The organism is Streptomyces collinus (genome assembly GCF_031348265.1).
In the GTDB taxonomy this organism is placed as follows: domain Bacteria; phylum Actinomycetota; class Actinomycetes; order Streptomycetales; family Streptomycetaceae; genus Streptomyces; species Streptomyces collinus.
Genome location: NZ_CP133771.1, coordinates 2,222,224 through 2,248,519, shown reverse-complemented (window position 1 = coordinate 2,248,519; position 26,296 = coordinate 2,222,224). Strand labels below are relative to the sequence as shown.

18 protein-coding genes, 1 tRNA gene and 1 pseudogene are annotated in these 26,296 nt (G+C 72.6%); 12 read left to right on the top strand and 8 right to left on the bottom strand.

Going from position 1 to position 26,296, the window contains the following annotated elements; genetic code table 11:
* Nucleotides 1-105: 105 nt before the first annotated feature.
* Nucleotides 106-1,002: a chitosanase gene (locus tag RFN52_RS10100; protein WP_184845257.1), complete on the bottom strand. Its 897-nt coding sequence runs from the start codon at nucleotides 1,000-1,002 to the stop codon at nucleotides 106-108.
* A gap of 182 nt (nucleotides 1,003-1,184) precedes the next feature.
* On the opposite strand from RFN52_RS10100, the pseudogene RFN52_RS10095 reads away from it, so the two are divergent.
* Nucleotides 1,185-1,415, top strand: a pseudogene (locus tag RFN52_RS10095) (toxic cation resistance protein); the annotation flags it as partial.
* Nucleotides 1,416-1,419: 4 nt separating this feature from the next.
* On the opposite strand, the gene RFN52_RS10090 reads toward RFN52_RS10095, so the two are convergent.
* Genes RFN52_RS10090 through RFN52_RS10080 form a run of 3 tightly spaced genes read right to left on the bottom strand, consistent with a single transcriptional unit; the run spans nucleotide 1,420 to nucleotide 8,460 of the window.
* Entirely contained in the window at nucleotides 1,420-2,394 is a 975-nt protein-coding gene (locus tag RFN52_RS10090) for an ABC transporter ATP-binding protein (protein WP_184845254.1), read from the bottom strand.
* Nucleotides 2,391-5,123 carry a thioesterase domain-containing protein gene (locus RFN52_RS10085; RefSeq protein ID WP_184845252.1) on the bottom strand — a complete coding sequence of 911 codons (2,733 nt, stop codon included), beginning with the start codon at nucleotides 5,121-5,123 and terminating at the stop codon, nucleotides 2,391-2,393. Before RFN52_RS10085 ends, RFN52_RS10090 begins: the two co-directional genes overlap by 4 nt.
* Nucleotide 5,124: 1 nt before the next feature.
* Nucleotides 5,125-8,460 (bottom strand): FtsX-like permease family protein, encoded by a 3,336-nt coding sequence (locus tag RFN52_RS10080; protein ID WP_184845250.1) that lies wholly within the window; start codon nucleotides 8,458-8,460, stop codon nucleotides 5,125-5,127.
* Between the two features lie 138 nt (nucleotides 8,461-8,598).
* Here RFN52_RS10080 and RFN52_RS10075 point away from each other — a divergent pair, with 138 nt between their 5' ends.
* The 3 genes from RFN52_RS10075 to qcrB all read left to right on the top strand — a co-directional run bounded on the left by RFN52_RS10075 (nucleotide 8,599) and on the right by qcrB (nucleotide 11,835).
* A complete protein-coding gene (locus RFN52_RS10075; protein WP_184845248.1) occupies nucleotides 8,599-9,330 on the top strand; it encodes an ABC transporter ATP-binding protein in 732 nt (243 codons plus the stop codon).
* 13 nt (nucleotides 9,331-9,343) lie between these two features.
* On the top strand, nucleotides 9,344-10,078 hold the full coding sequence (locus RFN52_RS10070) for a vWA domain-containing protein (protein WP_184845246.1): 735 nt from the start codon (nucleotides 9,344-9,346) through the stop codon (nucleotides 10,076-10,078).
* A gap of 101 nt (nucleotides 10,079-10,179) precedes the next feature.
* Nucleotides 10,180-11,835, top strand: coding sequence for a cytochrome bc1 complex cytochrome b subunit (qcrB, locus tag RFN52_RS10065; RefSeq protein ID WP_184845244.1), 1,656 nt, complete (start codon nucleotides 10,180-10,182; stop codon nucleotides 11,833-11,835).
* Between the two features lie 39 nt (nucleotides 11,836-11,874).
* Here the strand turns inward: qcrB and RFN52_RS10060 are convergent, their stop codons facing one another.
* Nucleotides 11,875-12,762, bottom strand: coding sequence for a hypothetical protein (locus tag RFN52_RS10060; protein ID WP_184845242.1), 888 nt, complete (start codon nucleotides 12,760-12,762; stop codon nucleotides 11,875-11,877).
* Nucleotides 12,763-12,932: 170 nt separating this feature from the next.
* Here RFN52_RS10060 and RFN52_RS10055 point away from each other — a divergent pair, with 170 nt between their 5' ends.
* The 6 genes from RFN52_RS10055 (at nucleotide 12,933) to RFN52_RS10030 (ending at nucleotide 20,951) form a co-directional block, all read left to right on the top strand.
* Nucleotides 12,933-13,409, top strand: coding sequence for a GNAT family N-acetyltransferase (locus tag RFN52_RS10055; RefSeq protein WP_229856210.1), 477 nt, complete (start codon nucleotides 12,933-12,935; stop codon nucleotides 13,407-13,409).
* A 20-nt stretch (nucleotides 13,410-13,429) separates the two neighbouring features.
* Nucleotides 13,430-13,780 carry a chorismate mutase gene (locus RFN52_RS10050; RefSeq protein ID WP_184845240.1) on the top strand — a complete coding sequence of 117 codons (351 nt, stop codon included), beginning with the start codon at nucleotides 13,430-13,432 and terminating at the stop codon, nucleotides 13,778-13,780.
* Nucleotides 13,781-13,919: 139 nt separating this feature from the next.
* The gene (locus RFN52_RS10045; protein ID WP_184845238.1) at nucleotides 13,920-14,468 is read left to right on the top strand and encodes a response regulator; all 549 of its coding nucleotides are present in this window, start codon (nucleotides 13,920-13,922) and stop codon (nucleotides 14,466-14,468) included.
* Nucleotides 14,469-14,535: 67 nt separating this feature from the next.
* On the top strand, nucleotides 14,536-17,028 hold the full coding sequence (gene pepN / locus RFN52_RS10040) for an aminopeptidase N (RefSeq protein WP_184845236.1): 2,493 nt from the start codon (nucleotides 14,536-14,538) through the stop codon (nucleotides 17,026-17,028).
* Between the two features lie 1,113 nt (nucleotides 17,029-18,141).
* Nucleotides 18,142-19,542, top strand: coding sequence for a pyridoxal phosphate-dependent decarboxylase family protein (locus RFN52_RS10035; protein WP_184845234.1), 1,401 nt, complete (start codon nucleotides 18,142-18,144; stop codon nucleotides 19,540-19,542).
* Nucleotides 19,539-20,951 (top strand): lysine N(6)-hydroxylase/L-ornithine N(5)-oxygenase family protein, encoded by a 1,413-nt coding sequence (locus RFN52_RS10030; RefSeq protein ID WP_184845232.1) that lies wholly within the window; start codon nucleotides 19,539-19,541, stop codon nucleotides 20,949-20,951. The genes RFN52_RS10035 and RFN52_RS10030 overlap by 4 nt, the downstream gene beginning before the upstream one ends.
* Before the next feature lie 43 nt (nucleotides 20,952-20,994).
* Here RFN52_RS10030 and RFN52_RS10025 read toward each other — a convergent pair whose 3' ends face one another.
* Nucleotides 20,995-22,791, bottom strand: a complete 1,797-nt coding sequence (locus tag RFN52_RS10025) for a bifunctional metallophosphatase/5'-nucleotidase (protein WP_184845230.1) — start codon at nucleotides 22,789-22,791, stop codon at nucleotides 20,995-20,997.
* Nucleotides 22,792-22,953: 162 nt separating this feature from the next.
* Here RFN52_RS10025 and RFN52_RS10020 point away from each other — a divergent pair, with 162 nt between their 5' ends.
* Both RFN52_RS10020 and pyk read left to right on the top strand, forming a co-directional pair.
* Nucleotides 22,954-23,670, top strand: a complete 717-nt coding sequence (locus tag RFN52_RS10020) for an SIMPL domain-containing protein (RefSeq protein WP_184845228.1) — start codon at nucleotides 22,954-22,956, stop codon at nucleotides 23,668-23,670.
* A 165-nt stretch (nucleotides 23,671-23,835) separates the two neighbouring features.
* Entirely contained in the window at nucleotides 23,836-25,257 is a 1,422-nt protein-coding gene (pyk, locus tag RFN52_RS10015) for a pyruvate kinase (RefSeq protein WP_184845226.1), read from the top strand.
* Nucleotides 25,258-25,262: 5 nt separating this feature from the next.
* On the opposite strand, the gene RFN52_RS10010 is transcribed toward pyk, so the two are convergent.
* Both RFN52_RS10010 and RFN52_RS10005 read right to left on the bottom strand, forming a co-directional pair.
* Nucleotides 25,263-26,051 carry a helix-turn-helix domain-containing protein gene (locus RFN52_RS10010; protein WP_184845224.1) on the bottom strand — a complete coding sequence of 263 codons (789 nt, stop codon included), beginning with the start codon at nucleotides 26,049-26,051 and terminating at the stop codon, nucleotides 25,263-25,265.
* 84 nt (nucleotides 26,052-26,135) lie between these two features.
* A tRNA-Leu gene (locus tag RFN52_RS10005) sits at nucleotides 26,136-26,219 on the bottom strand.
* Nucleotides 26,220-26,296 lie beyond the last annotated feature (77 nt).

Here is a 26,296-nt window from a genome sequence, read left to right as displayed (position 1 = left end):
GGCGTGCGGAACACAGACGGCGCCTGCCCAACAGTCCCCGACCGGACGACCGGGCAGGCGCCGTCGCTTTCCCCGGGCGGGCACGACGCCCCTTACGGGCCCTGGTCACGGCACCTTGTACGTGTCCCCGTAGACGGCCCACTCCAGCGGCGTCTCGAGACGCAGGTTGCCCTCGTTCAGGAAACGGCGCTGGGCGGTGTCGAGGCGGCTCGTGTCCATGCGCTCGGTGGCCATGGCGGTACGGCGGATGTCGAGGAAGGCGTCCAGGTACGCCTTCTCACTGCCGCCCTCGGCCGGCGTGTCCGCCACGCGCAGCGCGCGTTCGCGCAGGCCGTAGAAGCCCTCGGGGCCGGCGTCGGGGCCGTGGAAGATCAGGGCGTCGTAGTAGACGAACTGGCCGAGCGTGCCCAGGCCGTCCAGCTTGGCGAGGCGGACCGCCGGGTCGAAGGAGACACGGTCACGGTGCTCGTCCTGGGCCCTGCGGAAGGCCGGGAGCTTCGCCTCCCTCTTCCAGGCCGCGGTGAAGCCGGGGTCCAGGCCCGCGTGGGAATCCGTGCCGTCGACCTCGCGCAGGGCCGGCAGGTAGCGGGCCAGGCCGTTGTCCGGGTGGGTTTCGGTGTAGCGCTCGACAAGGGCGAGCAGATCGTGGGTGCCGGTGCAGAAGCCGACGATCCCGGCGGTGTATCCCCGCCCGTCCTCCAGGTCCTCGATGGAGCCGTAGAGGGCGCGCCAGTTCAGCGTCGACTGGTGGGCGCTCGCCACGATCCGCAGAGCCAGTTCCTTCTTCTCCGGGGCGGCCAGGCCCGCGGGCAGCCCGGCGATCACCTTGTCGTCCTCCGCCCGCTCCTCCTCGGCCCGGTCCTTGGCCTCTTCCCGGGCCGCCTGGGCGGCGGACACGGAGGGTTTCACCACGGGCTCGGCGGAGTCCGCGGGTACGAGGAAGTAGGCCGCCGTGGCGACCAGGGGAACGGCGACGAAGAACGCCACACCGGTACGCTTCACTGGGGTCACCCTGCCTGTCAGCTCCGTCACGTTCCCCGCCGTCCCGGCCGCCTGGAGCACCAGCGGCCCGACCCACGCCCCCACCCGCACCGGCGCGGCGCCAGGTCCAGGGGCGCGTAAGCGTACGCCGGCGTCCGCGCGCGTCCACCGGCAGGTCGTAGGCGCCAGAGGCCGCTCCCGCGCTGGCCGACCTCTGCAAGCGCGCCGGGGCGTCCCCTCGCGCAGCACGGCCTGGACAGGCTGCGAGCCGCGGTCCACCTCGTGGCCGACTACTCCGGCTCGATGAGGCCGTACCGCAAGGACGGCAGTGTGCAGGCGCTGTCCGTCCACCAGGGGCGGACCGACCGGCCCGTGGCGGGGCTCGGGCACATGGGAAGACCGGCTACCACCGGGCGACGGACGCCCGGTCGGATGTCCTCAGCCGTTCCCGCCCCGGCTTCCGTTCCTGTCCGGCCACACCTGGATGTGGTCCTCCTCCAGTTCCAGCAGCACCCGGTCCGCCATGCCCAGGGCCGCCGTGTACTCGGCCGGCAGCTGGAGGCGGCCCGCCCGGTCGAGCATCGCGTACTCCCGGGCCACCAGGGACTCCCGGCCCGTCTCGTCGACCTCCGTACGGCGCAGCACCTCCGTCGAGGTGCGGCCGTCACGGATCGCGACCGTGCGGCGGACCTCACCGGCGACCGCCTGGTCGTGCGTGACGATCACGATCGTCGTGCCCAGCTCCTCGTTGGCCCGGCGGAACGCCGCGAAGACCTGCTGCCCGGTCGCCGAGTCCAGCTCGCCGGTCGGCTCGTCGGCGAGCAGGACGGCGGGGGAGTTGGCGAGGGCGACGGCGATCGCGACGCGCTGCTGCTGACCACCGGACATCGCCTGCGGCCGCCGGTCCCGGCAGTCCGCGACGCCGAGCAGGGACAGCAGCTCGTCCGCCCGCCCGGCCCGCTTCCGCCGGGAGACGCCCGCCAGCTGCATGGGCAGGTCGACGTTCTGAGCGGCCGTCAGATACGGCAGCAGGTTGCGTGCCGTCTGCTGCCAGACGAAGCCCACCACCTCACGCCGGTACCGCAAGCGCGCCTTCGCGTCCATCGCCAGCAGATCGCGGCCCGCGACCTTCGCGGCCCCCGCGGTCGGGACGTCCAGACCCGCGAGGATGTTCATCAACGTCGACTTGCCGCTGCCGGACGCTCCCACCAGGGCCATCAACTCGCCCTCCCGCACCAGGAGATCGAGTCCCTGGAGGGCCTGCACCTCCACCGCGTCCCCGCCGCCGCGCCGGGCGAAGATCCGCACCAGCCGGTCGCAGGCGATCAGGGCGTCGTGCCCGTACGCCGGCCCTTCGCGGCGCCGCGCCACCCGCCGCTCCAGTTCCTCCAGCGACTCCGTCGTACCGCTCATCGCATGTCTCCCGCCCTGAGGTGGCTGATCGGTGTCCGGCGCCCCGCCCACCAGGCCTGCGCGACGGCCACCGCCCCCGCCAGCAGCATCGCGCCCGCGGCCGGCAGGGCCAGCGACCACAGGTCGGTCCGCAGCACGGCATCCGGCGGCGTGACGCCGGACGTGTCCGCCAGGGCGAGCCGGTCCAGGTCGATGCCCGGGGCGAGGAGCCCCACCGTCGCCCAGCCGACGGCCATGCCCCCGCCGGCGGCGAGCAGCGTCTGGGGCAGCGCCTCCAGGCCGAGCAGGTGACGCCCCTGGCGGGTCGTCATACCGAGGGTGCGCAGCCGGGCCAGCAGCGCGGCCCGTTCCGGCGCGGACCGCACCAGGCCGAGCACCAGGGCGAGCACGGCATAACCCGCGCCCGCGGCGACGGCCCAGAGGTAGATCCGTTCGGCACCGGCCTGCAACGGCGCGTCGGACAGCGCCGCCCGTGCCTCGCTCCGCAGGGTCACCGAGAGGCCGGAACCGGCGCCGCGCACGGCCGCCCGGAGCGCCTTCGTGTCGAGCCCGGCACCGGCCGCGAGCAGCGTCGACGGGCCGGCCGAGTCCTTCAGTCCCGCCGCGTCGACCAGGAGGAACTCGCCGTCGGGGACGGCCGGGGTGCGGGGACGCACCGCGGTGATCCGCACCGTGAGAGGCCCGGCGTCGGTGACGATCCGGTGCGGTGCCCGCCCGAGCCGCTCGGCGACCTCCGGGGAGGCGACCGCGTCCAGCACCCCGTCCCGTATCCGCAGCCGGCCGGCCTCGAAGCCGCCGAGCCCCATCCGCCCGGCCAGCTCCCCGTACGCGTCCGGCTCGACCCCGGCCACGGTCAGCGACCGCGCCTCGTCGGACGCGCTCTCCGAGGCGAACACGGTGCCCACGGCGGTCACCTGCCGCACGCCCGCCACCTCCCTGACCGCCGGCGCCAGTCCCGCAGGGAGCGGGGAGCCGTCGGCGGTGGTGACCAGGGCGTCCGCGCCCGTCTCCAGCAGCGCGGCCCGGTCCCGGGCGTCCGCCACGCCGGCCAGCACGGACCCCCCGAACGCGGCCGTCGTCAGGGCCGTCAGCAGGGCGAGCAGCGGCAGCGTGGCGACCGCCGCCGGTGAGCGGCCCGCACGGGCCAGCGACAGGAACCCCACCACCCCGCGCAGCCGCCCGGCCGGGCCCGCGGCCCACCGCAGGGGCAGCGGATACAGCCGGACGAGGACCAGCGCCGCCACCAGGGCGACGAGCACCGGGGCGGCGCTCACCAGCAGATCACCGTCCCCGGCCGGGCCGCGGCGGCGCAGCGTCAGCACCGAGCCGGCGGCCAGTACCAGCAGGGTCAGTTCGGCGACCGTACGGCGCCCGCCGGGCCGGGCCCGGGCCAGGTCGTCGCGCCCCTGATGCGCCCGGGGCCTGCGATGCGCCACCGCCGCACGCACCGGCAGCGCGGCACAGGCGAGCACCGCCACGGCACCCGCCCCGAGCACGGCGGGCAGCAGCCGGGCCTCGTCCACGACGAGTACGGCGAGCAGCAGACCGCACGCCGCCGCGGGCACCGCCGGCACCGCGTTCTCGGCCAGCAGCCGCCCGGCGATGCCGCGCAGGGAGCCGCCCCTGGCCCGCAGCAGGGCGAGTTCCCCCTCGCGGCGGGCGGCGGCCAGGCCACCGCTCATCACCAGGACGACGAAGGCGACCGCGGCGATCCCGAAGGCCGCCACGGCGACCACCGGCGCGACGGCGTCACGCGTCTCGGCGTAGGCGCCCACGACCTGCTCCAAGCCGGTGGACAGCTGCGCTGTCGGACCGGCGACGCCGCGCATCCGCACCAGGGCGGGCCCGTCCTCCAAGGACGCGATCCCGTCGGCCAGGGCCGCGGTGTCCGCCCCGGTCAGCCGCCCGGTCGCGGGCGCGAACCGCCAGTACCGCTCCGGCTCTCCCTGACCGCCCAGCAGGGCCGGGGCGGCACCCGGCGCCAGCAGGACGCCCGCCTCCCAGTAGAACTGCGGCGGACGGCCGCCGTCGCTCGCCATGGCCGGTGTCCGCAGGACCGGCTCCGCGGACCAGTAGCTCCGCTCCGGATGCCGGGGCTGGAGGACGCCGGTGACGCGGACGGTCAGGGGTCCGTCCGTGAAGCCGTCCAGCGTGAGGGTGGAACCGGTCCGCAGCCGCAGCGTGCGGGCCGTCTCGGCGGTCACGGCCCCTTCCACCGACCGGGTGTCCACGCTCACCGAACCGTCGGCGGTGGGCAGCCGGCCCTCCCGCACGGTGGCGTGAGCGGCGGCTCCCGACTGCGCGAGCAGGGTGAAGCGGGGCAGCAGCCCGTCGGGCCGGGGCAGCCACGCGTCCAGCGCCTGAAGGCTCTTGCCGGTGCGCACCCCGTACGCCGACTCGGCCGGGTCCACCCGCAGCGGCTCGGGCAGCAGCGCCCGCGCCCGGCCGTAGACCGCCGCGAGCGCATCCGGCCGGACCTCGTCGGCCCGGGCCTCCTCCGGACGGTTGAGTCCGGGCTGCTCCGTCTTCAGCTCCAGCACGGTCGACTCGGGGGCGGCGGTCGCGACGGCCTCGCGCAGCCCGTCCGTCTCGTACGCCTCCACGGCCCGGGGCAGGACGGCCGCGAGGAACGCCGTGACCAGCACCAGCACACCGAAGACGACGGCGGGCCAGGGCGCGGCCCGAAGCCGGGTCCGTACCCAGGAGGCTCCCTGTGCGTTCGGCGGCATCTCAGTCCTCCCCCTGGTGGCGCAGCGCGACGGCCGGCTCGGCACGGCGCAGCGCCGACGCGACGGTGATCAGCAGCAGCGGGGCGGCCACCCCCGCGAGGAGCAGCGCCACCTGAAGCACCGGGAGTTCGACGAGGACCGGCGGGAGAGGCCGGGCGGCACCGGAGGTCAGCACGATCAGCGGGACGACGGCCCGGGTCAGGACCGTGCCGAGGCCGAGTCCGGCGAGCAGACCGGCACCGATGAGCAGGCTCTGCTCCGTCGCGACCAGCCGGGCGAGATCCCGGCGGGGCGCGCCCAGGGCGCGCAGCACCGCGAACTCCGCGGACCGCTCCCGCCGCGCCCCGGCGGCACTCACCGCGAACCCCCCGGCGGCGAGGGCCGCGGCCGCCACCGCCACCGCCGTCAGCGCCGAACGCGGCCCGGCGCCGAGCGGATCCCGCAGCAGCTCGGCCGCGGCCTCGTCCCGCACCAGCACCTGCCCGGGTTCGAGGTCGGGGCGCTCCCTGAGCGCCGCTGCGACCTCGGCCTCCTTGCCCGGGGCGGTGCTCACCCACCACTCGGTGGGGGTGAGCGGCGTGCTGGCCCGCTGCGCCAGCACGGCGTCGACGACCCGCAGATCGAGCAGCAGCGCCCCACCGGACAGGGTCTCCCCGGCCAGGTCGGTGGCGGTGGTCGGCAGCTCCTGGACCGACCGCACGATCCGCACGCGCAGCTGTTCCCCGGACAGCGGTACGTCGATGGTGTCGCCGGGCCGGGCTCCCGCCGCCCGCAGGAAGTCCCGGCTCGCGACGGCGGAGAGGCTGCGCGGCACCTCGGCGCCGGCGGTGTCGACGCGGACGGTGAAGACCGGCTGGGCGCCCCAGCCGTCGCCGCGGTCGGCGCCGGTGCCGTACGACACGGCCAGCGGCGCGCTTCCCGCCGCGGCGGGCCTGGTGGCCGCACGGGAGACGACCTCGCCGTTCTGCGTCACGACCCGGCTGCCCTGCCACCGCGTCCCGGCAGCGAGGGCGACGGTCCGCGCGGCGCCGTCGCCGCCGGTGGCGAGCAGCCGCTCGACGGTGAACCGGTGCCGCTCGGCGCGGCCGACGGGAGAGGTGTCGTCGAGCTGCAACCCGGTCAGCCGCAGCGGCCCGGCCGGGGCCGCGCGGCGGCCCGCCGCGGTTCCGTCCAGGTCGAGCGCCACCCGGTGGACCCGGCCGTCTACCGGGACGGTGCCGCCGCCCAGCCGGTACGCGATGCCGTACCGGTCCTCCACGACCACCGTGAGCAGCGGTGCGCGATCGGAGGGGGAGCGCTTCGTCCGGGCCCGCTCGTCGGTGATCCGCACGTCGAGGGCGATCCGCCGGGTGCCGTCGGGAAGCCGCACGGCCCGGTCCCCCTCCGGGGCGGGCGGGGCCAGGGCCCGCAGCAGCCGAGCCGGGGGCTGTCCGGCGAGGTCGCCGCGCATGAGCATCCCGTCCCGGGCGCGGGACGTGTCCAGGGCGAGGACCGTCGCCCGGCGGTCCCCGGAGAGGCTCAGGGTGGCGCGGTGCGCGGGAGCGGCGTCCACCGCGCCGGGCAGCGAGGCGTACAGACCCGTCTGCCCGGGGCTGCCCGGCCGGTAGTCGAGCACCCGTACGGAGGCCCCCGTCCGGAAGTCGGCCTGGTCCTCCTGCGACCGGTCCCAGGACGCACCGTGCCCGATCGCCAGCATGCCCGTCGCCACCGCGATGACCAGCAGCAGCACCGGTCCCGCCCCGCGCAGCGGACGCCGGCTGAACTGCCAGCCCGCCAACGCCGCCGGCAGTCCACGCCCGCTCGCCGACCGCCGCTCCGCGAGCCGGGCCACGAACGGCAGCAGACGCAGCGTCAGGACCGTGCCCGCCAGCAGCGCCAGCGCGGGCGCCGCGACCAGCAGCGGATCGATGCCCAGCTCCCCGGCCCGGTCCCGGCTGAGCACGCCGCCGCCGGTCGCGTCGGTCTGCCGGTCGAGCTGCCAGTACGCCACACCCGCGATCAGCAGCAGCCCCACATCGGCTCCGGCCCGCACGGGCGCGGCCGACGTCGCGGCCCGGACCCGCCGCAGCCGTACCGGAGTTCCCGTCGTCGCCGCCAGCGCGGGCGCCACCACCGCCACCGCGCAGGCCGCCGCCACCCCGCCCGCGACCAGCCACACCCCGCCCGCCGGGGTGGCGCTGAGCCGCAGCCCGATCCCGTCGAGCGAGGACCACCGCGCGAGCAGCCGGGCCAGCGGGCCCGACAGCAGCGCGGCACAGACGGCGGCCGGGACCGCCAGCAGCAGCGCCTCCAGCGCGGCGAGCCCGGCGATCCGGCCGCGCGATCCGCCCCTGGCCCGCAGCAGCTCGGTCTCACCCGCCCGTTCGCTGCCCAGCAGCCTCGCCACCAGCAGCAGCCCGTACCCGGCGAGCAGCACCAGCTGCACCGAGACGATCATCAGCGTCGACCGGGACACCAGCAGGCCCCGTTCGGTCCGGTCGAGCACCTCGGGCAGCCCCGTGCGCACGTCCGCGTCGCCCCCGAGCGCCGGGTCGTCGCGCAGCGCCCCGGCCGCGCGGACCGCCGCCGAGCGCAGCGCGCCGATGCCGTCGGTCGTCAGGGTGCCGAAGCCGGCCGTCGCCACCCAGCCGGTGGCGTCCTCGGAGGCGCGGCCGGAGGCGAGCACCGACCCGTGCGTCAGCAGCGGCCCGTACGTGGTGAAGGCGACCGTGCGGATGCCCCGGCCGCCCAGGGTGTCGGCCTGCCAGTAGGGATCGGAACCGTCGGCCGCCCGGTACACGCCGGTCACCCGGACCCGGAGCGGATCGCCGCCCAGCCGGTCGGTGAGCGTGACCCGCGCTCCGGGCCGCAGCTCCAGCCGGTCGGCGGCCGCCTCGGGCAGGGCCACGGGCACCGCGGCCGCGCGGGACGCCGGGGCCGGGCCCGGCAGGGTGCCCGAGAGCAGTCTGATCCGTGACACGTCGAGGGCGGCGAGGTGCGTGAGGTCGGGCTCCCCGGCGCGGGCCTCGGCGCTCTGCAGGGACCGGGGCAGCGCGTACGGCCCGGACCGCTCCAGCCTGCGCACGGTCACCGGCAGCCCGCCGAAGGCGTCCCGCGCCCCGCGCACCACCGCCCGCTGCGCCGCGTCCCGCCGCTCCCGGGGCACGTCCGCCTCGACGACGAGGGAGGCGGAGGCCGCGGCCCGGCCGCCCAGGGCGCCGCGCAGCGCCGCATTCCCCACGGAGCCGGAGTAGGCCGTCAGGGCGGCGAGCACCGAGGTGGTCAGCAGGACGGCGAGCAGGGCGGCCGTGAGCAGCAGCCGGTGCGCGCGCAGGCGCAGCAGCAGTAAGCCCGTCACTCTTCCCCCACCCGATGCGCGAGCCTCAGATCCCCCAACCCGGCATGCATATCACGGAGTTCGCTGCACGGCACATGAGTTCGAACGCGGGTCGTCCGGCTCTTGACCATGCGGACCGCTTCCGTATGGGATGCGGTGATGACCGAGAACACCAGTCCGGGAACCGGCGCCGCCCTCGCCGACGACGCGTCCGGTGGGCCGATGCTGCGGGTGGAGGACCTGCACCACTCCTACGGCACGGGGGCCGCCGCCGTACACGCGCTGCGCGGCGCCTCCTTCACCGTCCGCAGCGGGGAACTGGTCGCGCTCAAGGGCCGTTCGGGCTCCGGCAAGTCGACGCTGCTCCATCTGATCGGCGGCCTCGACACCCCGCAGAGCGGCCGGGTCGTCGTGGGCGGCACCGACCTGTCGGCGCTCGGCGAGAGCGAGCTGCTGGCACTGCGCCGCGACCGGATCGGTTTCGTCTTCCAGTCCTTCGGGCTCATCCCCATCCTCACCGCCGCCGAGAACGTGGGCGTGCCGCTGCGGCTGCGCCGGGCCGAGCCGCGCGAACGCGAGGAACGGGTGGCGCTGCTGCTGGCCCTGGTGGGACTGGCCGGCCATGAGACGCAGCGGCCCGCCGAGCTGTCCGGCGGACAGCAGCAGCGGGTCGCCATCGCCCGGGCCCTCGCCAACCGGCCGGCCCTGCTGCTCGCCGACGAGCCGACCGGCCAGCTCGACGCCGCCACCGGCCTGGCGGTGATGGAGCTGCTGCGGGCCGTGGTCCGCAGCGAGCGCGTCACGGCCCTCGTCGCCACCCACGACCCCCAACTCCTCGGCCTGGCCGACCGGGTGCTGGAGCTGAGCGACGGGGTGGTCGTCGAAGAGTGAGAGGATGCGGGCCATGGTCGCGATCAGTCTGAGCAAGGTCCAGGAGACCGCTCCCGCGCTGGTGAACCTCTACAAGAGCGCCGGGGTGTCCCTCACCCAGCACGGCCTCGACGGACTGCGGGCCGCGGTCTACCTCGTCGTCGACTACTCCGGCTCCATGAAGCCCTACTACAAGGACGGCAGCGTCCAGGCGCTGGCCGACCGGGTGCTCGGCCTGTCCGCGCACCTGGACGACGACGGCACCGTGCCCGTGGTGTTCTTCTCCACGGACGTCGACGCCGTCACCGACATCGCGCTCGCCGGCCACCAGGGCAGGATCGAGCGGATCGTGTCCGGGCTCGGCCACATGGGCAAGACCGCCTACCACCTGGCCATGGACGCCGTGATCGACCACTACCTCGACAGCGGGACGGCCGAGCCCGCCCTGGTCGTGTTCCAGACCGACGGCGGGCCGATCAACAAGCTCGCCGCGGAGCGGTACCTGTGCAAGGCCGCGAGACTGCCGCTGTTCTGGCAGTTCATCGGGTTCGGCGACCCGGGCAGCAAGCAGTTCGACTTCCTGCGCAAGCTCGACGAGCTGGCCGTACCGGGCAAGCGGACCGTCGACAACGCCGGGTTCTTCCACGCGGGGGAGGACCCGCGGAAGGTGTCGGACGCCGAGCTGTACGACCGGCTGGTCGGCGAGTTCCCGAAGTGGCTCGTGGCCGCACGGGCACAGGGGATCGTGCGGGAGCCCACCGCTCGCTGAGCCGGCCGCTGGTCCCCTTGGCCGAACCCTCCCCTCGCCCCGTTTGCACGACCACGACGCCGTGCCACGCTGGGAAGGATCCGACGGGGAGGCGACGACGCATGGGCGACGACGGCGCACGACGGGTGTACGGGACGGACTCCGCCCACCGGAGGCCGCCCGCGGGCAAGGGCGAGCAGCTCGCCGACTGGGCGGACGGGCGGCTCGGGCTCTACGCCCTGGCCAAGGCCAACATGCGCAAGGTCTTCCCGGACCACTGGTCCTTCATGCTGGGCGAGGTCACCCTCTACAGCTTCGTCGTGCTGATCCTCACCGGCGTCTACCTCACCCTGTTCTTCGAGCCCAGCATGCAGGAGGTCGTCTACAACGGCTCCTACACGGAACTCAACGGCGTCCTGATGAGCAGGGCGTTCGAGTCCACGCTGGACATCAGCTTCGACGTGCGCGGCGGGCTGCTCATCCGGCAGATCCACCACTGGGCGGCGCTGGTCTTCATCACCGGCATGCTGGTGCACATGATGCGGGTGTTCTTCACGGGCGCCTTCCGCAAGCCGCGCGAGCTGAACTGGCTCTTCGGCTGGACCCTGCTGATGCTCGGCATCATCACCGGCCTGACCGGCTACTCCCTCCCCGACGACCTGCTGTCCGGCACCGGCATCCGCTTCGCGCAGGGCGCCATCCTGTCGATCCCGATCGTCGGGACGTACCTGTCGTTCTTCCTGTTCGGCGGGGAGTTCCCGGGCGAGGACATCATCTCGCGGCTGTACCCCGTCCACATCCTGCTGCTGCCGGGGATCATGCTGGGCCTGGTCACCGCCCACCTGATCCTGGTCTTCTACCACAAGCACACCCAGTTCCCGGGCCCCGGACGCAAGGAGCGGTCGGTCGTGGGGATGCCCTTCCTGCCGGTCTACATGGCCAAGGCCGGCGGCTTCTTCTTCCTCGTCTTCGGCGTCCTGACGGTGATGGGCGCGATCGCCCAGATCAACCCCGTGTGGGCCTTCGGCCCCTACCGCCCCGACCTGGTCACCACCGGCGCCCAGCCCGACTGGTACCTCGGCTTCTCCGAAGGCCTGATCCGGGTGATGCCGGGATGGGAGATCAACCTCTGGGGCCACACCCTCGCCCTCGGCGTGTTCATTCCCTTCTCCCTCTTCCCCCTGATCCTGCTCGCGCTCGGCCTCTACCCCTTCATCGAGGCTTGGATCACCGGCGACAAACGCGAGCACCACATCCTCGACCGGCCGCGCAACGCACCCGTGCGCACCGGCCTCGGCGTGGCCTGGCTGACCCTGTACGGGGTGCTGCTGATCGGCGGCGGCAACGACATCGTCGCCACCCATCTGCATCTGTCCATCAACGTGATCACCTGGTTCGTGCGGATCGGCGTGTTCGTGCTGCCGGTCGCCGCGTTCATCGTCACGAAGAAGATCTGTATGGGCCTGCAGCGCCGCGACCGCGCCAAAGTCCTGCACGGCCGGGAGACCGGCACCATCAAACGGCTGCCGACCGGCGAGTACATCGAGGTCCACGAGCCCCTCGCGCAGGCCGAGCTGCACACGCTCACCCAGCACGAGCAGAACCCGCCGTACGAGGTCGGGCGCGAGGTCGACGCGGGAGGCGTCCGCCGCAAGGTCAAGCGCTCCGAGCGACTGCGAGCCCGCCTCGCCAAGGCCATGTTCGGGCCCGACGCGCGGATCGAGAAGCCGACGGTGGAGGAGTACCGGCAGATCACCAGCGGCGATCACCGGCACTGACGACCGGGACCGGGCGCGTGAACTCCCACCCGGCCCGCCCTACGTGTCGCACTCCAGCACGCTGCGGCACAGCGCGCACCGGGCCCGGACCCGGCCCCGTACCGGCACCCTGATCCGCTGGTGGCACGTGGGGCAGGGGAACGACACCCGCAACCGCCCGCCCCCGTCAGGGGAGAACGCGTACCGCACGCCCGGCTGCGGCGGACCCGACGACCCGTGCCGCCGGTCCCGGGCGTACCGCCGGCGCCCCGCCCAACCCGCCGCCGTCAGCGGCGGCTGCCGCTCGTCGAGGCGGGCCAGCTCCATCCCCTTCACGTACGCCGTGTACGCCTGCGCACTGGTGAACCACACCGACGGGTCCTCACCGAAGGCCAGCGCCCGCTTGGCCAGCACGTACCCGAACTCCTCCGGCGTGAGATACCCCAGCTTCTGCGACGACGCCCCGTCCTCCCGGTACGCGTCCAGCAGCAGCCACCCCGCGCCCAGATACGTCGTCGCCGTGTCCGTGAGGATCTCGTTGTCCCGGACGCCCGGGAAGGACAGGTCCAGACGATGCAGGTACACGTGCATCACCTCGTGCGCGAGGGCCGCCCCGATGTCCCGCCGATGCGTACGGAACCGGTCGTTCAGCTCCACGAAGTACTCCGGCCCCGCCGCCAGCTCCACGTTCGCCGCGTGCCGCATCTCCCGGAAACTCACGATCAGCCGGGCATCCGGCAGCCGGTAGTGCCGCACCAGCTCGTGCGCCACCCGCTGCGCCCCCAGATACAGGTCGTCGGTGTCGCAGAACGCCACGTCGACGGGGAGCACGCTGGTCTCGAACGTCCGGACGGTGTCGTACGACAGCCGCTTGTACAGCGCCGTGATGGCGGCCCGCACCGTCTCCAGATGCGGGTAACCGTGCTCGACCGGCCCGTCGCTCGCCACGCCTCACCCCCAAGGACGCCCCGGAACCCGGTTCCACTGTACGAGGACGAGCCCCCTCGCGGACCGGCGCGCAGACGGCGAAAGCCGGTCGCCGCCCCCTCGCGGCGGACGGGCGCACGGACGGCGAAAACCAGTCGTCACCCCCCGGCACCTCCGGCAGAATCCGCGCCGTGACCAGCGAACAGCACACCGTCGCCGCCTCGCTCCGGGTGGGCGGCCAGGACGACGACCTCGAAAAACGGCTCGACGAGGAGCTGACCGCCCTCAACACCGCCGCAGCCGGCGGCGCCGTCACCGAACCCCTCTCCGTCCGCGTCACCGACGACACCGGCGACCTCGTCGGCGGGCTCACCGCCTGGACCTGGGGCACCCTGTGCTCCGTGGACATGCTCTGGATCCGGGAGGGCCGGCGCCACTCCGGCTGGGGAAGCCGGCTGATGCGCGCGGCGGAGGCCGAGGCGGCCCGGCGCGGCTGCACCGACATGATCGTCTCCACGTACAGCTTCCAGGCACCCGCCTTCTACCCGACGCTCGGCTTCAAGGAACGGGCCCGCATCCGGGGCGTCCCCGGCGGCCACGAGGACATCTACTTCCACAAACGACTCTCACCGCCGAAGGATGAGACGGCCGGCGGCCACCCCGCGTGATCCCCGTAGGCTGACGCCCCATGACCACCAGCAACACCGGTTCCCCCGACGCCGACCCCGCCGTCCGCGAAGAGCTCGCCCGGCTGCGCGACAGCATCGACAACATCGACGCGGCCGTCGTCCACATGCTCGCCGAGCGCTTCAAGGCCACCCAGCAGGTCGGCCACCTCAAGGCCCGGCACCAGCTGCCGCCCGCCGACCCGGCCCGCGAGGCCCGCCAGATCGCCCGGCTGCGCTCCCTGGCCGAAAACGCCAAGCTCGACCCGGCCTTCGCCGAGAAGTTCCTCAACTTCATCGTCGCCGAGGTCATCCGCCACCACGAGCGCATCGCGGACGAGACGCTCAACGGCTCCGCCACCGGCGCCAACTGACCTCACGCACGCCCCGGGGGGAGTGACACGGCGGCCCGCACGCGGCATGCTGCGCTGTGCACAGCATGTCAGCTGACGAGCACACCCCGTCAGCGTCCCGGACTTACTCTGGTCCTCCACGAGGGAGGGGCGTCGGGCCATGCCGTCGGATACCAGGATCCTCATCGTCGACGACCACGAGGACACGCTGTACGCGCTGGAGAGCGCCCTGGCCCCGCTGGGCTATCAGCTCGGCCGGGCCACCAGCGGCGACGAGGCACTCAAACAGGTGCTGCGCGGCCAGGTCGGCCTGCTCCTGCTCGACGTCCGCATGCCCGGCGTCAGCGGACTGGAGGTCGTGCGCTACATGCGGCGCGTGGAACAGACCCAGCACATCCCCGTCATCCTGCTCACCGGCTTCGGCGCCGACCACGAACTGACCACCACCGCCTTCGGCCTCGGCGTCGCCGACCTCGTCCTGAAACCCGTCGACCCCTGGGCCCTGCGCACCAAGGTCCGCTACCTCTACGACGCCCACCGGCGCCACCTCGCCCTCGAACGGGAAGTGCGCCGCCTGCGCGCCCTCACCGGGGAGCACACCGAGACCGCCGCACACCCCCGCCCCGGCCTGCCGCACCCCGACGCGCGCGTACCGACACAGCGACCCATGGGGGCGCACGCCGGGGAACTCGAAAAGGACCGCACGTAGACCGGACATTGGGCACGTACCGATCCGCCTCTGTGCGTCGCCGACGCCATCAGGCAGCATGTCTCGCATGTCCGTACTGACGCGCGACGAAGCGCAGACCCGAGCAGAGCTCCTCGACGTCCACCGCTACACCATCGAACTCGACCTGACCGGCGGAGACGAGACCTTCGACTCCCGCACCCTGATCAGGTTCGCTGCCCGTGCGGACGGCACCACCTTCGTCGAGCTCAAGCCCGCCGAGCTGCGCTCCGTCACCCTCGACGGACACCCCCTGGACCCGGAAACCCTGGACGGCAACCGGCTCGCCCTGCCCCGCCTCACCGCAGGCGAGCACGAACTGCGCGTGGACGCCCGGATGCGCTACTCCCGTACCGGCGAGGGCATGCACCGCTTCACCGACCCCACCGACGGCGAGACCTACGTCTACACCCAGCTGTTCATGGACGACGTCCAGCGGGTCTTCGCCGCCTTCGACCAGCCCGACCTGAAAGCCGTCTTCGAACTGTCGGTGAAAGCCCCGCAGGACTGGACCGTCCTCGCCAACGGCATCACCGAACAGGCCGACGGCGTATGGAAAGCGGCCCCCACACCGCTCATCTCCACCTACCTCGTCGCCGTCGCCGCCGGCCCCTGGCACTCCGTGCGTACCGAACACCGCGGCCTGCCCTTCGGCCTGCACTGCCGCCGCTCCCTCGCCCCCTACCTGGACGCCGACGCCGACGAACTCCTCGACGTCACCCGCGCGTGCTACGACCGCTACCACGAGAAGTTCGACGAGCCCTACCCGTTCGACTCCTACGACCAGGCATTCGTCCCCGAGTTCAACGCCGGCGCCATGGAGAACCCCGGCCTCGTCACCTTCCGCGACGAGTTCGTCTACCGCTCCGCCGTCACCGACACCGAACGCCAGACCCGCGCCATGGTCATCGCCCACGAGATGGCCCACATGTGGTTCGGCGACCTCGTCACCCTCAAGTGGTGGGACGACATCTGGCTGAACGAGTCCTTCGCCGAGTACATGGGCTACCAGACCCTCACCGAAGCCACCCGCTTCACCGACACCTGGACCGACTTCGGCGTCACCCGCAAGTCCTGGGGCTACGACGCCGACCAGCGCCCCTCCACCCACCCCGTCGCCCCCGAGGCCGTCGACGACACCGCCTCCGCCCTGCTCAACTTCGACGGCATCTCCTACGCCAAGGGCGCCAGCGCACTGCGGCAACTGGTCACCTGGCTCGGCGAGAAGGACTTCCTCGCCGGCATCAACACCCACTTCGCCCGGCACAAGTTCGCCAACGCCACCCTCGCCGACTTCATCGACAACCTCGCGAGCGCCACCGACCGCGACGTCCACGCCTGGGCCGACGCCTGGCTGCGCACCACCGGCGTCGACACCCTCACCCCGCGGATCACCCCCGGCGAGCACGGCACCTGCGCCCTCACCGTCGACCGGGCCGGCAGCCGCCCGCACCGCATCGCCGCCGGCCTCTACGACCGGGACCTCGGCGACGACGGCGGGCAGCTCGTCCTGCGCGAAAGCCTCCACCTGGACCTCCCGCAGACCGACGCCCACCCCATCGGGAAGCGCCCCGCCCTGCTCCTCCTCAACGACGGCGACCTCACCTACGCCAAGGTCCGCTTCGACCCCGAATCCTTCGAGACCGTCCGCAAGGACCTGTCCGGCCTGCCCCGCCCGCTCACCCGCGCGGTCGTCTGGAACGCCCTGCGGGACGCCGTCCGCGACGGCGAACTCGCCCCCGGCGCCTACCTGGAGACCGCCCGCGCCCACCTCCCGCTGGAGACGGACCTCGCCATCGTCCAAGGCGTCCTCGCCTTCGCCTCCACCTACATCGCCGACCGCTACCTCGCCCCCGACGAGCGGCCCGCCGCCCTCGCCACCCTCTCCGAACTGTGCCGCGACCTCATCCGCCGCACCGAGGACGGCGACAACCCCGGCCTGCGCCTGATCGCCGTACGCCACCGCATCGACGTGGCCGCCCACCCCGACACCATCGCCGCCTGGCTCGCCGACGGCACCGTCCCCGGCGGCCCGGAACTCGACCCCGAGCTGCGCTGGCGCGTACTCGCCCGGCTCGCCGTCCTCGGCGCGACCGACGAGGCCGCCATCGCCGCCGAACTGGAACGCGACCCCAGCGCAACCGGCCAGGAGGGCGCCGCCCGCTGCCGCGCCGCCCTGCCCGACCCGGAGGCCAAGGCTCGCGCCTGGGAGGCCATGTTCGGCTCCGACGACCTGTCCAACTACCTCTTCACCGCCACCGCCCGCGGCTTCTGGCAGCCCGAACAGGCCGACCTGGTACGCGAGTACGTCGCGCGCTACTACCCGGACGCGGTCGCCGTCGCCGACCGCCGTGGCCCCGCCATGGCGGAGGCGGCGGGCCGCTGGGCCTTCCCCGCACACGCCGTCGACACGGACAACCTCCACCTCGGCGAGACCTGCCTGCACGACGGCACCCCGACCCCCGCACTGCGCCGCAAACTCGTCGACCAGCTGGACGACTTGAAGCGGGCGCTCCGCGTCCAGGGAGCCCGGCAGGCCTGACGACGGGCACGGGGGCGGCCACCGTTCCCGCCCCGGGCCAGGGACCGCGACCGACCCTGGCTCGGGAGCCCATACGGCTGCCGGTTCGAGAACCGACCCTCGCGCCGCGCACCTGGGCGACTTGAGGGGGGTGCTCCGGGTCCAAGGGGCCCGGGATGCCCGACGACGTGCACGGGACGGGCAGCGCCCCGCCCCCGCTCGGCCGGCCGCCCTTCCGCCGTCGAGGCGTCCCAGCCGTCCTTCCCGCCCCGGGCCATGGGGCCGCGACCGGCCCGGGTCCGGGGGACACATCGCCGGCTTCGAGTACTGATCCTCGCGCTGCGCCGCAACTCGTCGACCAACGGGACGACTGAAGGGGGGCGTTGCGGGTCCCGGGAGCCCGGGCGGCCTGACGGCGCGCTCGGCGCGGGGAGTGGCCTTCGCCGGACTGCGGGCGGACGCCCTTCCGCTGTCGCAGTGTTCCGGTCGTCCTTCCCGTCCCGGGGCTGCGCCCGGGCCCGGGCCCGGCCATACGGCCGGGTTCGAGACCCGCCGCCAGCGCCCGGTAGTCGGCCCGGCTCCGCTGGGTGTGGTCGCATTCCGCCGTCGCGGCGTCTCCGGCCGTCCTTCCTGCCCGGGCGGTGGGGGCCGCGACTGGCTGGGGCTCGGGGGCCCATCGGCCGGGTTCGAGAGCCGCCGCCAGCGCCCGGTAGTCGGCCCGGCCCCGCTCGGTGCGGCCGTCCTTCCGCTGTCACGGCGGCCCGGCCGCCCCCTCCCGCCCCGGGCCATGGGGCTGCGATCGGCCCGGGCCCGAGGCCTCCACAGTCGTTATCGACAAACCGACACCCGTCGACAGAGATCGACCGCGCCCCGAGGACCATGCGGCCGGATTCCAGGACCGACACCCGCGGACAGAAGTCGCCCAGTGCCCGAACCCATATGGCCGGGTTCAAGAACCAACTCCGTGCCCAGAAGCCGTCCCGGCTCCGAGGGCCCAAGCCCAGAAGCCGTCCCGGCCCCGAGGCCCCCGCGGCCGGTTTCGAGAACTGGCACCCGTGCGCAGAAGTACCTCCACCCGGGTTGGATCGTTGGGCTCTCCGGGCGTGCCGCCACCCGCGCCCCGGAGGTCAGTCCATGAGCACGCCGCCCCTCGCATCGGGCCCCGACGGCCCGCACGCCCTGCGGCCCTTGCTTCACACCGTGCTCGACGCGCTGGACACCGGCGCCCGGGCCCGCGGCGGGCCGCTGCCCGCGGGCGGCCCGGAGCAGGTCGCGGCGCGGCTGCGGGACGCCGTGGGAGACGTCCTCCCCGACCGGGGCGACCCGCACGCCCTCCGCACCCTGGTCCACGCCTTCGCCCGGACCGCCGCCGACCCCGCCCACCCCCTGTGCGCCGCCCACCTCCACTGCCCCCCGCTCGCCGCGGCCACCGCAGCCGACCTCGCGGCCTCCGCCCTCAACCCCTCCCTGGACTCCTGGGACCAGGCCCCGGGAGCGTCGGAACTGGAGAGGCTGATCACGGCGGCACTGGCCCGCGAGATCCACGGAACCGGCACACCGGCAACCCCCGACTCCCTCATCACCACCGGCGGCACCGAAGCCAACCAGCTCGCCCTGCTCCTCGCCCGAGAATCCCAGGGGGCAACCGTCCGGCTCGTCTACGGGGCCAACGCCCACCACTCCCTGCCCCGCGCCGCCTGGCTGCTCGGCCTGCCCCAGCCCGTCGTCGTACCCACCCCGCACGGCACCCTCGACCCCGACGCGCTCGACCGGGCCCTCACCGGCCTGAACGGGCCCCTGCTCGTCGCCGCCACCGCCGGCACCACCGACGCCGGCCTCATCGACCCGCTGCCCGAGATCGCCGCCCACTGCGGGGCCCACAACGCCCGGCTGCACGTGGACGCCGCCTACGGCGGAGGCCTCCTCTTCAGCGACCGGCACCGCACCCGGCTCACCGGCCTCGACACCGCCGACACCGTCACCCTCGACCTGCACAAACTCGGCTGGCAGCCCGTCGCCGCCGGCCTCCTCGCCGTCCGCGACGCCCGCGACCTCACCGCCCTGCGGCAACGCGCCGACTACCTGAACGCCGACGACGACACCGAGGCCGGCCTGCCCGACCTGCTCGGCCGGTCCCTCAGGACCACCCGCCGCCCCGACGTCCTCAAACTCGCCGTCACCCTCAAAACCCTCGGACGCAGCGGCCTCGGCGCGCTCGTCGACCAGGTCTGCGCCCACGCCCGCGAGTTCGCCGCCCTCGTCGACGCACACCCCGGCTTCGACCTGCACGCCCCGCCCGTCATCAGCACCGTGCTGTTCCGGCCCACCGGCGCCACCGACACCACCGTCGCCGCCGTACGCCGCGCGCTGCTCACCGACGGCTCCGCCGTCCTCGGCCGGGCCCGCCTCGACGGCCGGCTCTGGCTCAAGGCCACCCTCCTCAACCCCGCAACCGGGCCCGACGACCTGGCCGCCCTGCTGCACCTCGCGGCAGCGAGCCGAGCCACCCTCGTGGAAGGACACACGCCCCGATGAACCCCGCTCCGGCCCCCGAACCCGACGCCCCCCGCGACCTCGTCGGCATCGGCATCGGCCCCGCCAACCTCTCCCTCGCCGCCCTCGCCCACCCTCTCGGCGGCCTCGACACCGTCTTCTACGACCAGCGCCCCGCCTTCGGCTGGCACCCCGGCCTGCTCATCGAAGGCGCCACCATCCAGGTCCCGTTCCTCGCCGACCTGGTGTCCCTCACCGACCCCACCAGCCCCTGGACCTTCCTCAACTACCTCAGGTCCCGCGAACGGCTCTTCCCCTTCTACTTCGCCGAGCGCTTCCACATCCAGCGCGCCGAATACGACGCCTACTGCCGCTGGGTCAGCGAGAGCCTCCCCGGCCTGCACTTCGGCCACCAGGTCGACGCCGTCCGCTGGAACCCCGAACGCGACGTCTTCGAAGTCGACTACACCCAGCTCGACACCGACGGAGAAGCCGAGGCCCTCGGCCGCACCTACACCCGCAACGTCGTCCTCGGCATCGGTACCGAGCCCCACGTCCCCGACCCCCTCAAACCCCTCGTCGAGGCCCCCGGCGTACCCGTCCTGCACGCCGCCGACTACCTCGACCACCGCGCCACCCTGCTCGCCGCCGAGCACGTCACCGTCGTCGGCATCGGACAGTCCGGCGCCGAGATCTTCCTCGACCTGCTCCGCAACAGGCCCGCCGGACGCGAGAAACTGCACTGGCTGGGCCGCACCGAGGCCTTCGCCCCCATGGAGTACTCCAAGCTCGGCCTGGAGCACTTCACGCCCGACCACACCCGCTACTTCCACGCCCTGCCCGAATCCACCCGCGACCGGCTCGTCGACGGCCAGTGGCAGCTGCACAAGGGCATCGACGCCGCCACCATCGCAGCCGTCCACGACGAGCTCTACCGTCGCACCCTGCACGGCGGCTGGCCCGACGCCGTCCTCACCCCCGGCGTCCGCGTCCGCACCGCAGGCCGGATCGCCACGACCAAAGTGGAACTGCACCTGGAGCACGACCTGCAGAACAGCCGCTCCCGCTGCACCACCGACGCCGTCGTCCTCGCCACCGGCTACCGCGAACGCCCCCTCGACCGGATCCTCGCCGGCCTCGACCCCTACATGCGCCGCGACAACCAGGAACGCCCCCGCATCGACGAGGACCACCGGCTCGTCCTCGACCCGTCCGTCACCGGCACGGTGTACGTCCAGAACGCCGAAACCCACACCCACGGCGTCGGCGCCCCCGACCTCGGACTCGCCGCCTGGCGCAGCGCGATCATCCTCAACGCACTGACGGGCGGGGAAGCTTACGCACTCCCCGCCCGCACCGCCTTCACCACCTTCGGCCTCACCCAGCGGGCCCACGTCCCGCCGCCCCGCGAGGCACCCGCACTGACCCCGCTCGTCGACGACCGAAGGTGACGAAGCACCCGCCTCAGAGGCACCCGCCTCAGAGGCACCCGCCTCAGAAGACGGGCGTGCCCTCCCGCGTGAGCTTCCAGTCCACCGCCGCGAACGCCGCCGGGTCGATCGACCCCTTCGCCTTCACCCAGGCGATCATGGTGTTGCGGATCTCGTCCGAGTTCGACCACAGCAACCGGGCCGCGGCGACATGCGGGAAGTTCCCGCCGCCGTTGGCCCGGTAGTTGTTCACCGCGAACACGAACTGCGCGTCGTCCGCGAGCGGCTGCCCCTCGAACCGCACATTCGTCACCCGCGAACCGGCCGGCTTCGCGATGTCGATCTCGTACGACAGTCCGCTCACCACGTCGTAGTTGTAGTCCGGCGTGCCGTTCGCGTTCGTCAGCTTCGCCGGATCCACCGCGGCGCCCGGCGCGGTCTGCGCGAAGTAGTTCGCCGAGTACTCCAGATACGCCTTCATCTGCGCGCCCGTCATCAGACGCGCCTCCAGCGTGTTCTCGAAGACGTACAGACCCGCCACGTCCCGGATCGTCACCTGGCCCGCCGGGATCCGCGCACTGCGCGAGAAGCACGCCGCCTGCGACAGCACAGGCAACGCGGCGTGCTCCGTGCCCGCCAGCGCCTGCTTCACCGTGTCGGCCTGGATGTGGTTGATCAGATCGATGATCGGCACGTCCTTGTACGGCGCCTCGGCCGACGTCATCTCCGCCGCGTTCGTGCCGATGACCTGGTTGACGTACGCCACGACCTTCTCGTGCTCGTCGGAGAGCAGCTTCGTGATCTTCGGGTCCTCCTCCACGGTGTTGGAGTTCAGGACCTTCGCGCCCACCTTCTCGACCTTCCAGCAGCCCTTCTCCCAGACCAGCTCGAAGTCGAACAGCGTCAGCCGCTGACCCCACTTCAGCGGCTCCGACAGCACGACCTTCTTGCCGGTCTTCTTGTTCGTGACGAAGTACTCCGGGATCTCCGTGTGCGCGTGCCCGACCAGGATCGCGTCGATCCCCGGCACCTGCTCCGCCACCAGGCCCGCCGCGTTCTCGATGTACGGCAGCTGGTCACCGTAGGACGACGTCCCCGACGAACCGCTGTGCGCCGACACGATGACCACGTCCGCACCCAGCGACCGCAGCTTCGGCACCCACTTCGCCGCCTGCTCCTCCAGACCCGGGAACGTCATCTTCCCCTGCACGTTCGCCTTGTCCCAGATGGCGATGCCCGGGTTGGTCAGCCCCAGCACCGCCACCTTCACGTCCCGCCCGTGCGGCGTGCGCAGCCGGTGCATGCTGTACGGCGCGAACGCCGGCCGCAGCGTCTTCGCGTCCAGCGCGTTCGCCCCCAGCAGCGGGAAACGGCACTGCTGCTCGAACTTCCGCAGCACCGGAATGCCGTAGTTGAACTCGTGGTTGCCGAGCGCCGCCGCGTCGTACTCCATGGCGTTCATCGCCTGCGCCATCGGGTGCACCGGGCCGCCCACGGCCGTGATCGGGTCGACCTTGGCGTAGTAGTACGACAGCTGCGTGCCCTGGATGGTGTCGCCCGCGTCGATCAGCAGCGTGTTGCGGCGGCCCTTCTCCGCACGGACCCGGTTCACGAGCGTCGAGACCTTCGCGAGGCCGACGTCGTTGTGGTCCTTGTCGTCGAACTCCTTGTCCGTGAAGTAGTCCCAGTTGAAGACGTTGCCGTGCAGGTCCGTCGTCCCCAGCACGGTGAACGCGTACCGCTTGGCGCCCCGCTTCGCCTCGGCCGCCTGCGCACCCGGCGCCGAGACCGCACCGGCCAGCGCCACCCCCGCCCCGGTCACGGCGGACTTCTCCAGGAACTTCCGGCGGTTCAACGGCATGTCTGGCTCCCCTGCGGAATCTGTGAACGACGCGCGTAGATGACGCGCGTAGATTCTGACCCGTCCATGACCGGCCGCAACAGACCCGGCAGGTTGCGATCTGATGACTCGGCCCCGAGCTTCCCGGCCCCCAACCAGCCCAGACATGACAGAGTGGGGCGTATGACCGCGGCCACGCCAGACGCCTCCCAGCCCGCCGTCCCCTACGGCACACCCGAGGCCCCCCGCATCGCCGTCCGCGGCGAAGCCCGCCTCGAAGTCGACCCCGAGATCGCCCGCATCGGCATCACCGTCGCCGCCCGCGGCCGCGACCGGCGCTCCGCCCTCGACGACCTCACCCGCCGCAACGCCGGCGTCCTCGACCTCGTCAAGTCCTACGGCGACGCCGTCGAACGCCTGGAGACCGGCGCCTTCTCCATCACGCCGGAACTCACCAAACACGGCCGCGGCGAACGCGTCCGCACCTACCACGGCAGCGTCCGCGTCACCGCCGAACTCACCGACTTCACCGCCCTCGGCGAACTCACCACCCGCCTCGCCGACCTCGACCTCACCCGCGTGGACGGCCCCTGGTGGGCCCTGCGCCCCGACTCACCCGCCCACCGCGAGGCCAGGAAGAAGGCCGTCCACGAAGCCGTCCAACGCGCCCGTGAGTACGCCGACGCCCTCGGCACCACCCTCTCCGCCCTCGTCGAACTCGCCGACATCGGCGCCGAGAGCACCCCGCCGGCCTACCCCCAGGCCCCCGGCCGCATGCGCTCAGCCGCCTACGCCGGCACCCCCGAGGAAACCCCGGCCCCCCTCGACCTCGAACCCCAGCGCCAACGCGTCCACGCCCAGATCAACGCCCGCTTCACCATGGTGCCGCCGCAGCTGTAAGCCGCCCCGGGCGGATATCCGAAAACCCGAACGAATTCCTCCCGGTTGCTCATCGGAGCGCCCCACCGCACAATTCAACACTTGTCAATAACGCTTAACGCAAAGTCTGTTGGGTGGCCACGCCCGCCCCATTCTCTACCAGTCGGTAACTCATAAGCTCGTCCCATGCGCCGAGCCAAAATCGTCTGCACCCTGGGACCCGCCACCGACTCGTACGACCAGATCAAAGCCCTGGTCGACGCCGGAATGGACGTAGCCCGCTTCAACCTCAGCCACGGCAGCCACGCCGAACACGAGGAGCGCTACCACCGGGTCCGCAAAGCCGCAGACGAAACCGGCCGCAGCGTCGGCCTCCTCGCCGACCTTCAAGGCCCGAAAATCAGGCTCGGCCGCTTCACGGAAGGTCCCGTACTCCTCGAACGCGGCGACACCTTCACCATCACCGTCGAAGACGGCGTCGAAGGCGACGGCCAGACCTGCGGCACCACCTACGCCGGCCTCGCCACCGACGTCACCACCGGCGAACGCATCCTCGTCGACGACGGCAAGGTCTGCCTCAAGGTGACCTCGGTAGACGGTCCCAAGGTCCACACCACCGTCCTCGAAGGCGGCGTGATCTCCGACCACAAAGGCCTCAACCTCCCCGGCGTCGCCGTCTCCGTCCCCGCCCTCTCCAAAAAGGACGAAGACGACCTCCGCTGGGCCCTGCGCACCGGCTTCGACGTCATCGCCCTCTCCTTCGTCCGCAGCGGCCGCGACATCCAGGACGTCCACCGCATCATGGACGAAGAAGGCCGCCGCCTCCCCGTCATCGCCAAAGTCGAAAAACCCCAAGCCGTCGACAACATCGACGACATCGTCGCCGCCTTCGACGGCATCATGGTCGCCCGCGGAGACCTCGGCGTCGAAATGCCCCTGGAACAGGTGCCGATCGTCCAGAAGCGCGCCGTCAAACTGGCCAAGCGCAATGCCAAACCGGTCATCGTCGCCACCCAGATGCTCGACTCGATGATCGACAATGCCCGCCCCACCCGCGCCGAAGCCTCCGACGTAGCCAACGCCGTCATCGACGGCACCGACGCCGTGATGCTCTCCGGCGAGACCAGCGTCGGCAAACACCCGATCGACACCGTCCGCACGATGGCCCGCATCGTCGAAGCAGCGGAGGAAGACATCCTGGCGAAGGGCCTCCCGCCCCTGACCGAACGCAACAAGCCCCGCACCCAGGGCGGCGCGGTAGCCCGAGCGGCGGCGGAGACCGGCGACTTCCTAGGCGCGAAGTTCCTCGTCGCCTTCACCCAGTCCGGCGACACCGCCCGCCGCCTCTCCCGCTACCGCTCCCCGATCCCCCTCCTCGCCTTCACCCCCGACCAGGCCACGCGCTCACAACTCGCCCTCACCTGGGGCGTGGAGACCTATCTCGGCCCCTGCGTCGACTCCACCGACGCGATGGTCGACCAGGTCGACGAACTACTGCTGCGCTCCGGCCGCTGTGAGAAGGGCGACATGGTCGTCATCACGGCAGGCTCCCCTCCCGGCGTCTCCGGCTCGACGAACATGGTCCGCGTCCACCACATCGCGGAGTAGCCACGTCAGTACTTGGGGCCGACGTAAGCGTCCATGAGAGCGACGGAGGCTTTGCGGGCGACGGAGATGTTGAACGGGTTGCTGTTACGGGTGCAGTGCGTCCACTCGACGCCGAGCTTGTCCAAGGTGTCGGTGTAGAGCCGCCGGATGTCATCGGAGACGTTGGCGAAGAAGTACCGGGGATACTCATAGCGCTTGCGCTCGCCGGCGACCATCCGGGTCGTCCAGTTGGTAATCCGACAGCCGTCGGAGTGGATGAGCCCGCCGATGAATTCCCAGGGGTGGTCGTCGACGATGGCTTGCTGCCAGGGTTCGAGGGCGATCCGGCGTTCGTGCTTCTTGCCGGGGCCGTGCTGGGGGAACAGGCAGTGCAGGTGCTTCGAGTAAACCTTCACGTTGCTGCAGCCGGTTCTGCGGACACGGCAGGTCGAGTTCGCGGGGAAGACCGCCCGCATGGCCGCTTCGCAGGCGTCCATGAGACCGGGCCATGACTCCGTGCAGGCGATCATGAGGTTGGGTACGCGGTGCTCGGAGTAGTGACTGATGTGTCCGTCCCCGAGATACAGACCCAGCAGATAGGAATAGGCGGGCTCGTCCAGATCCCGACCGTCGCACCGGGGGCATTTCGGATCGTGGCGCCCGGGACACTCGCCGCGCTTCGCCCGGTCCAGGTGCTTCCAGTAGCCGATCGTCCCCAGCGGCACGTTGAGGCTCCGGGCTACCTCTGCGTTCCTCGCGCCCCCGCGCAGAAGAGTGATGGCTTTCTGTCGCACGTCAGTGCCATGGAAGTTCATGCGACCACTGTGGGTCACTGACGGTGACAATGGGCAGCAAAAAGCGGAGAACCACGCGAACGTGATCCTCCGCTTCTGATCTTGTGCCCGGTGTGGGATTCGAACCCACATGCCCAAAGGGCACGGCATTTTGAGTGCCGCGAGTCTGACCAGTTCCTCCAACCGGGCAAGTCAGGGGACCGATGAGCAGTGTACCGGTTCACTGTGGGGCCTTGCCGCTAGGTACGCTCTTGGGAGCAGTACCG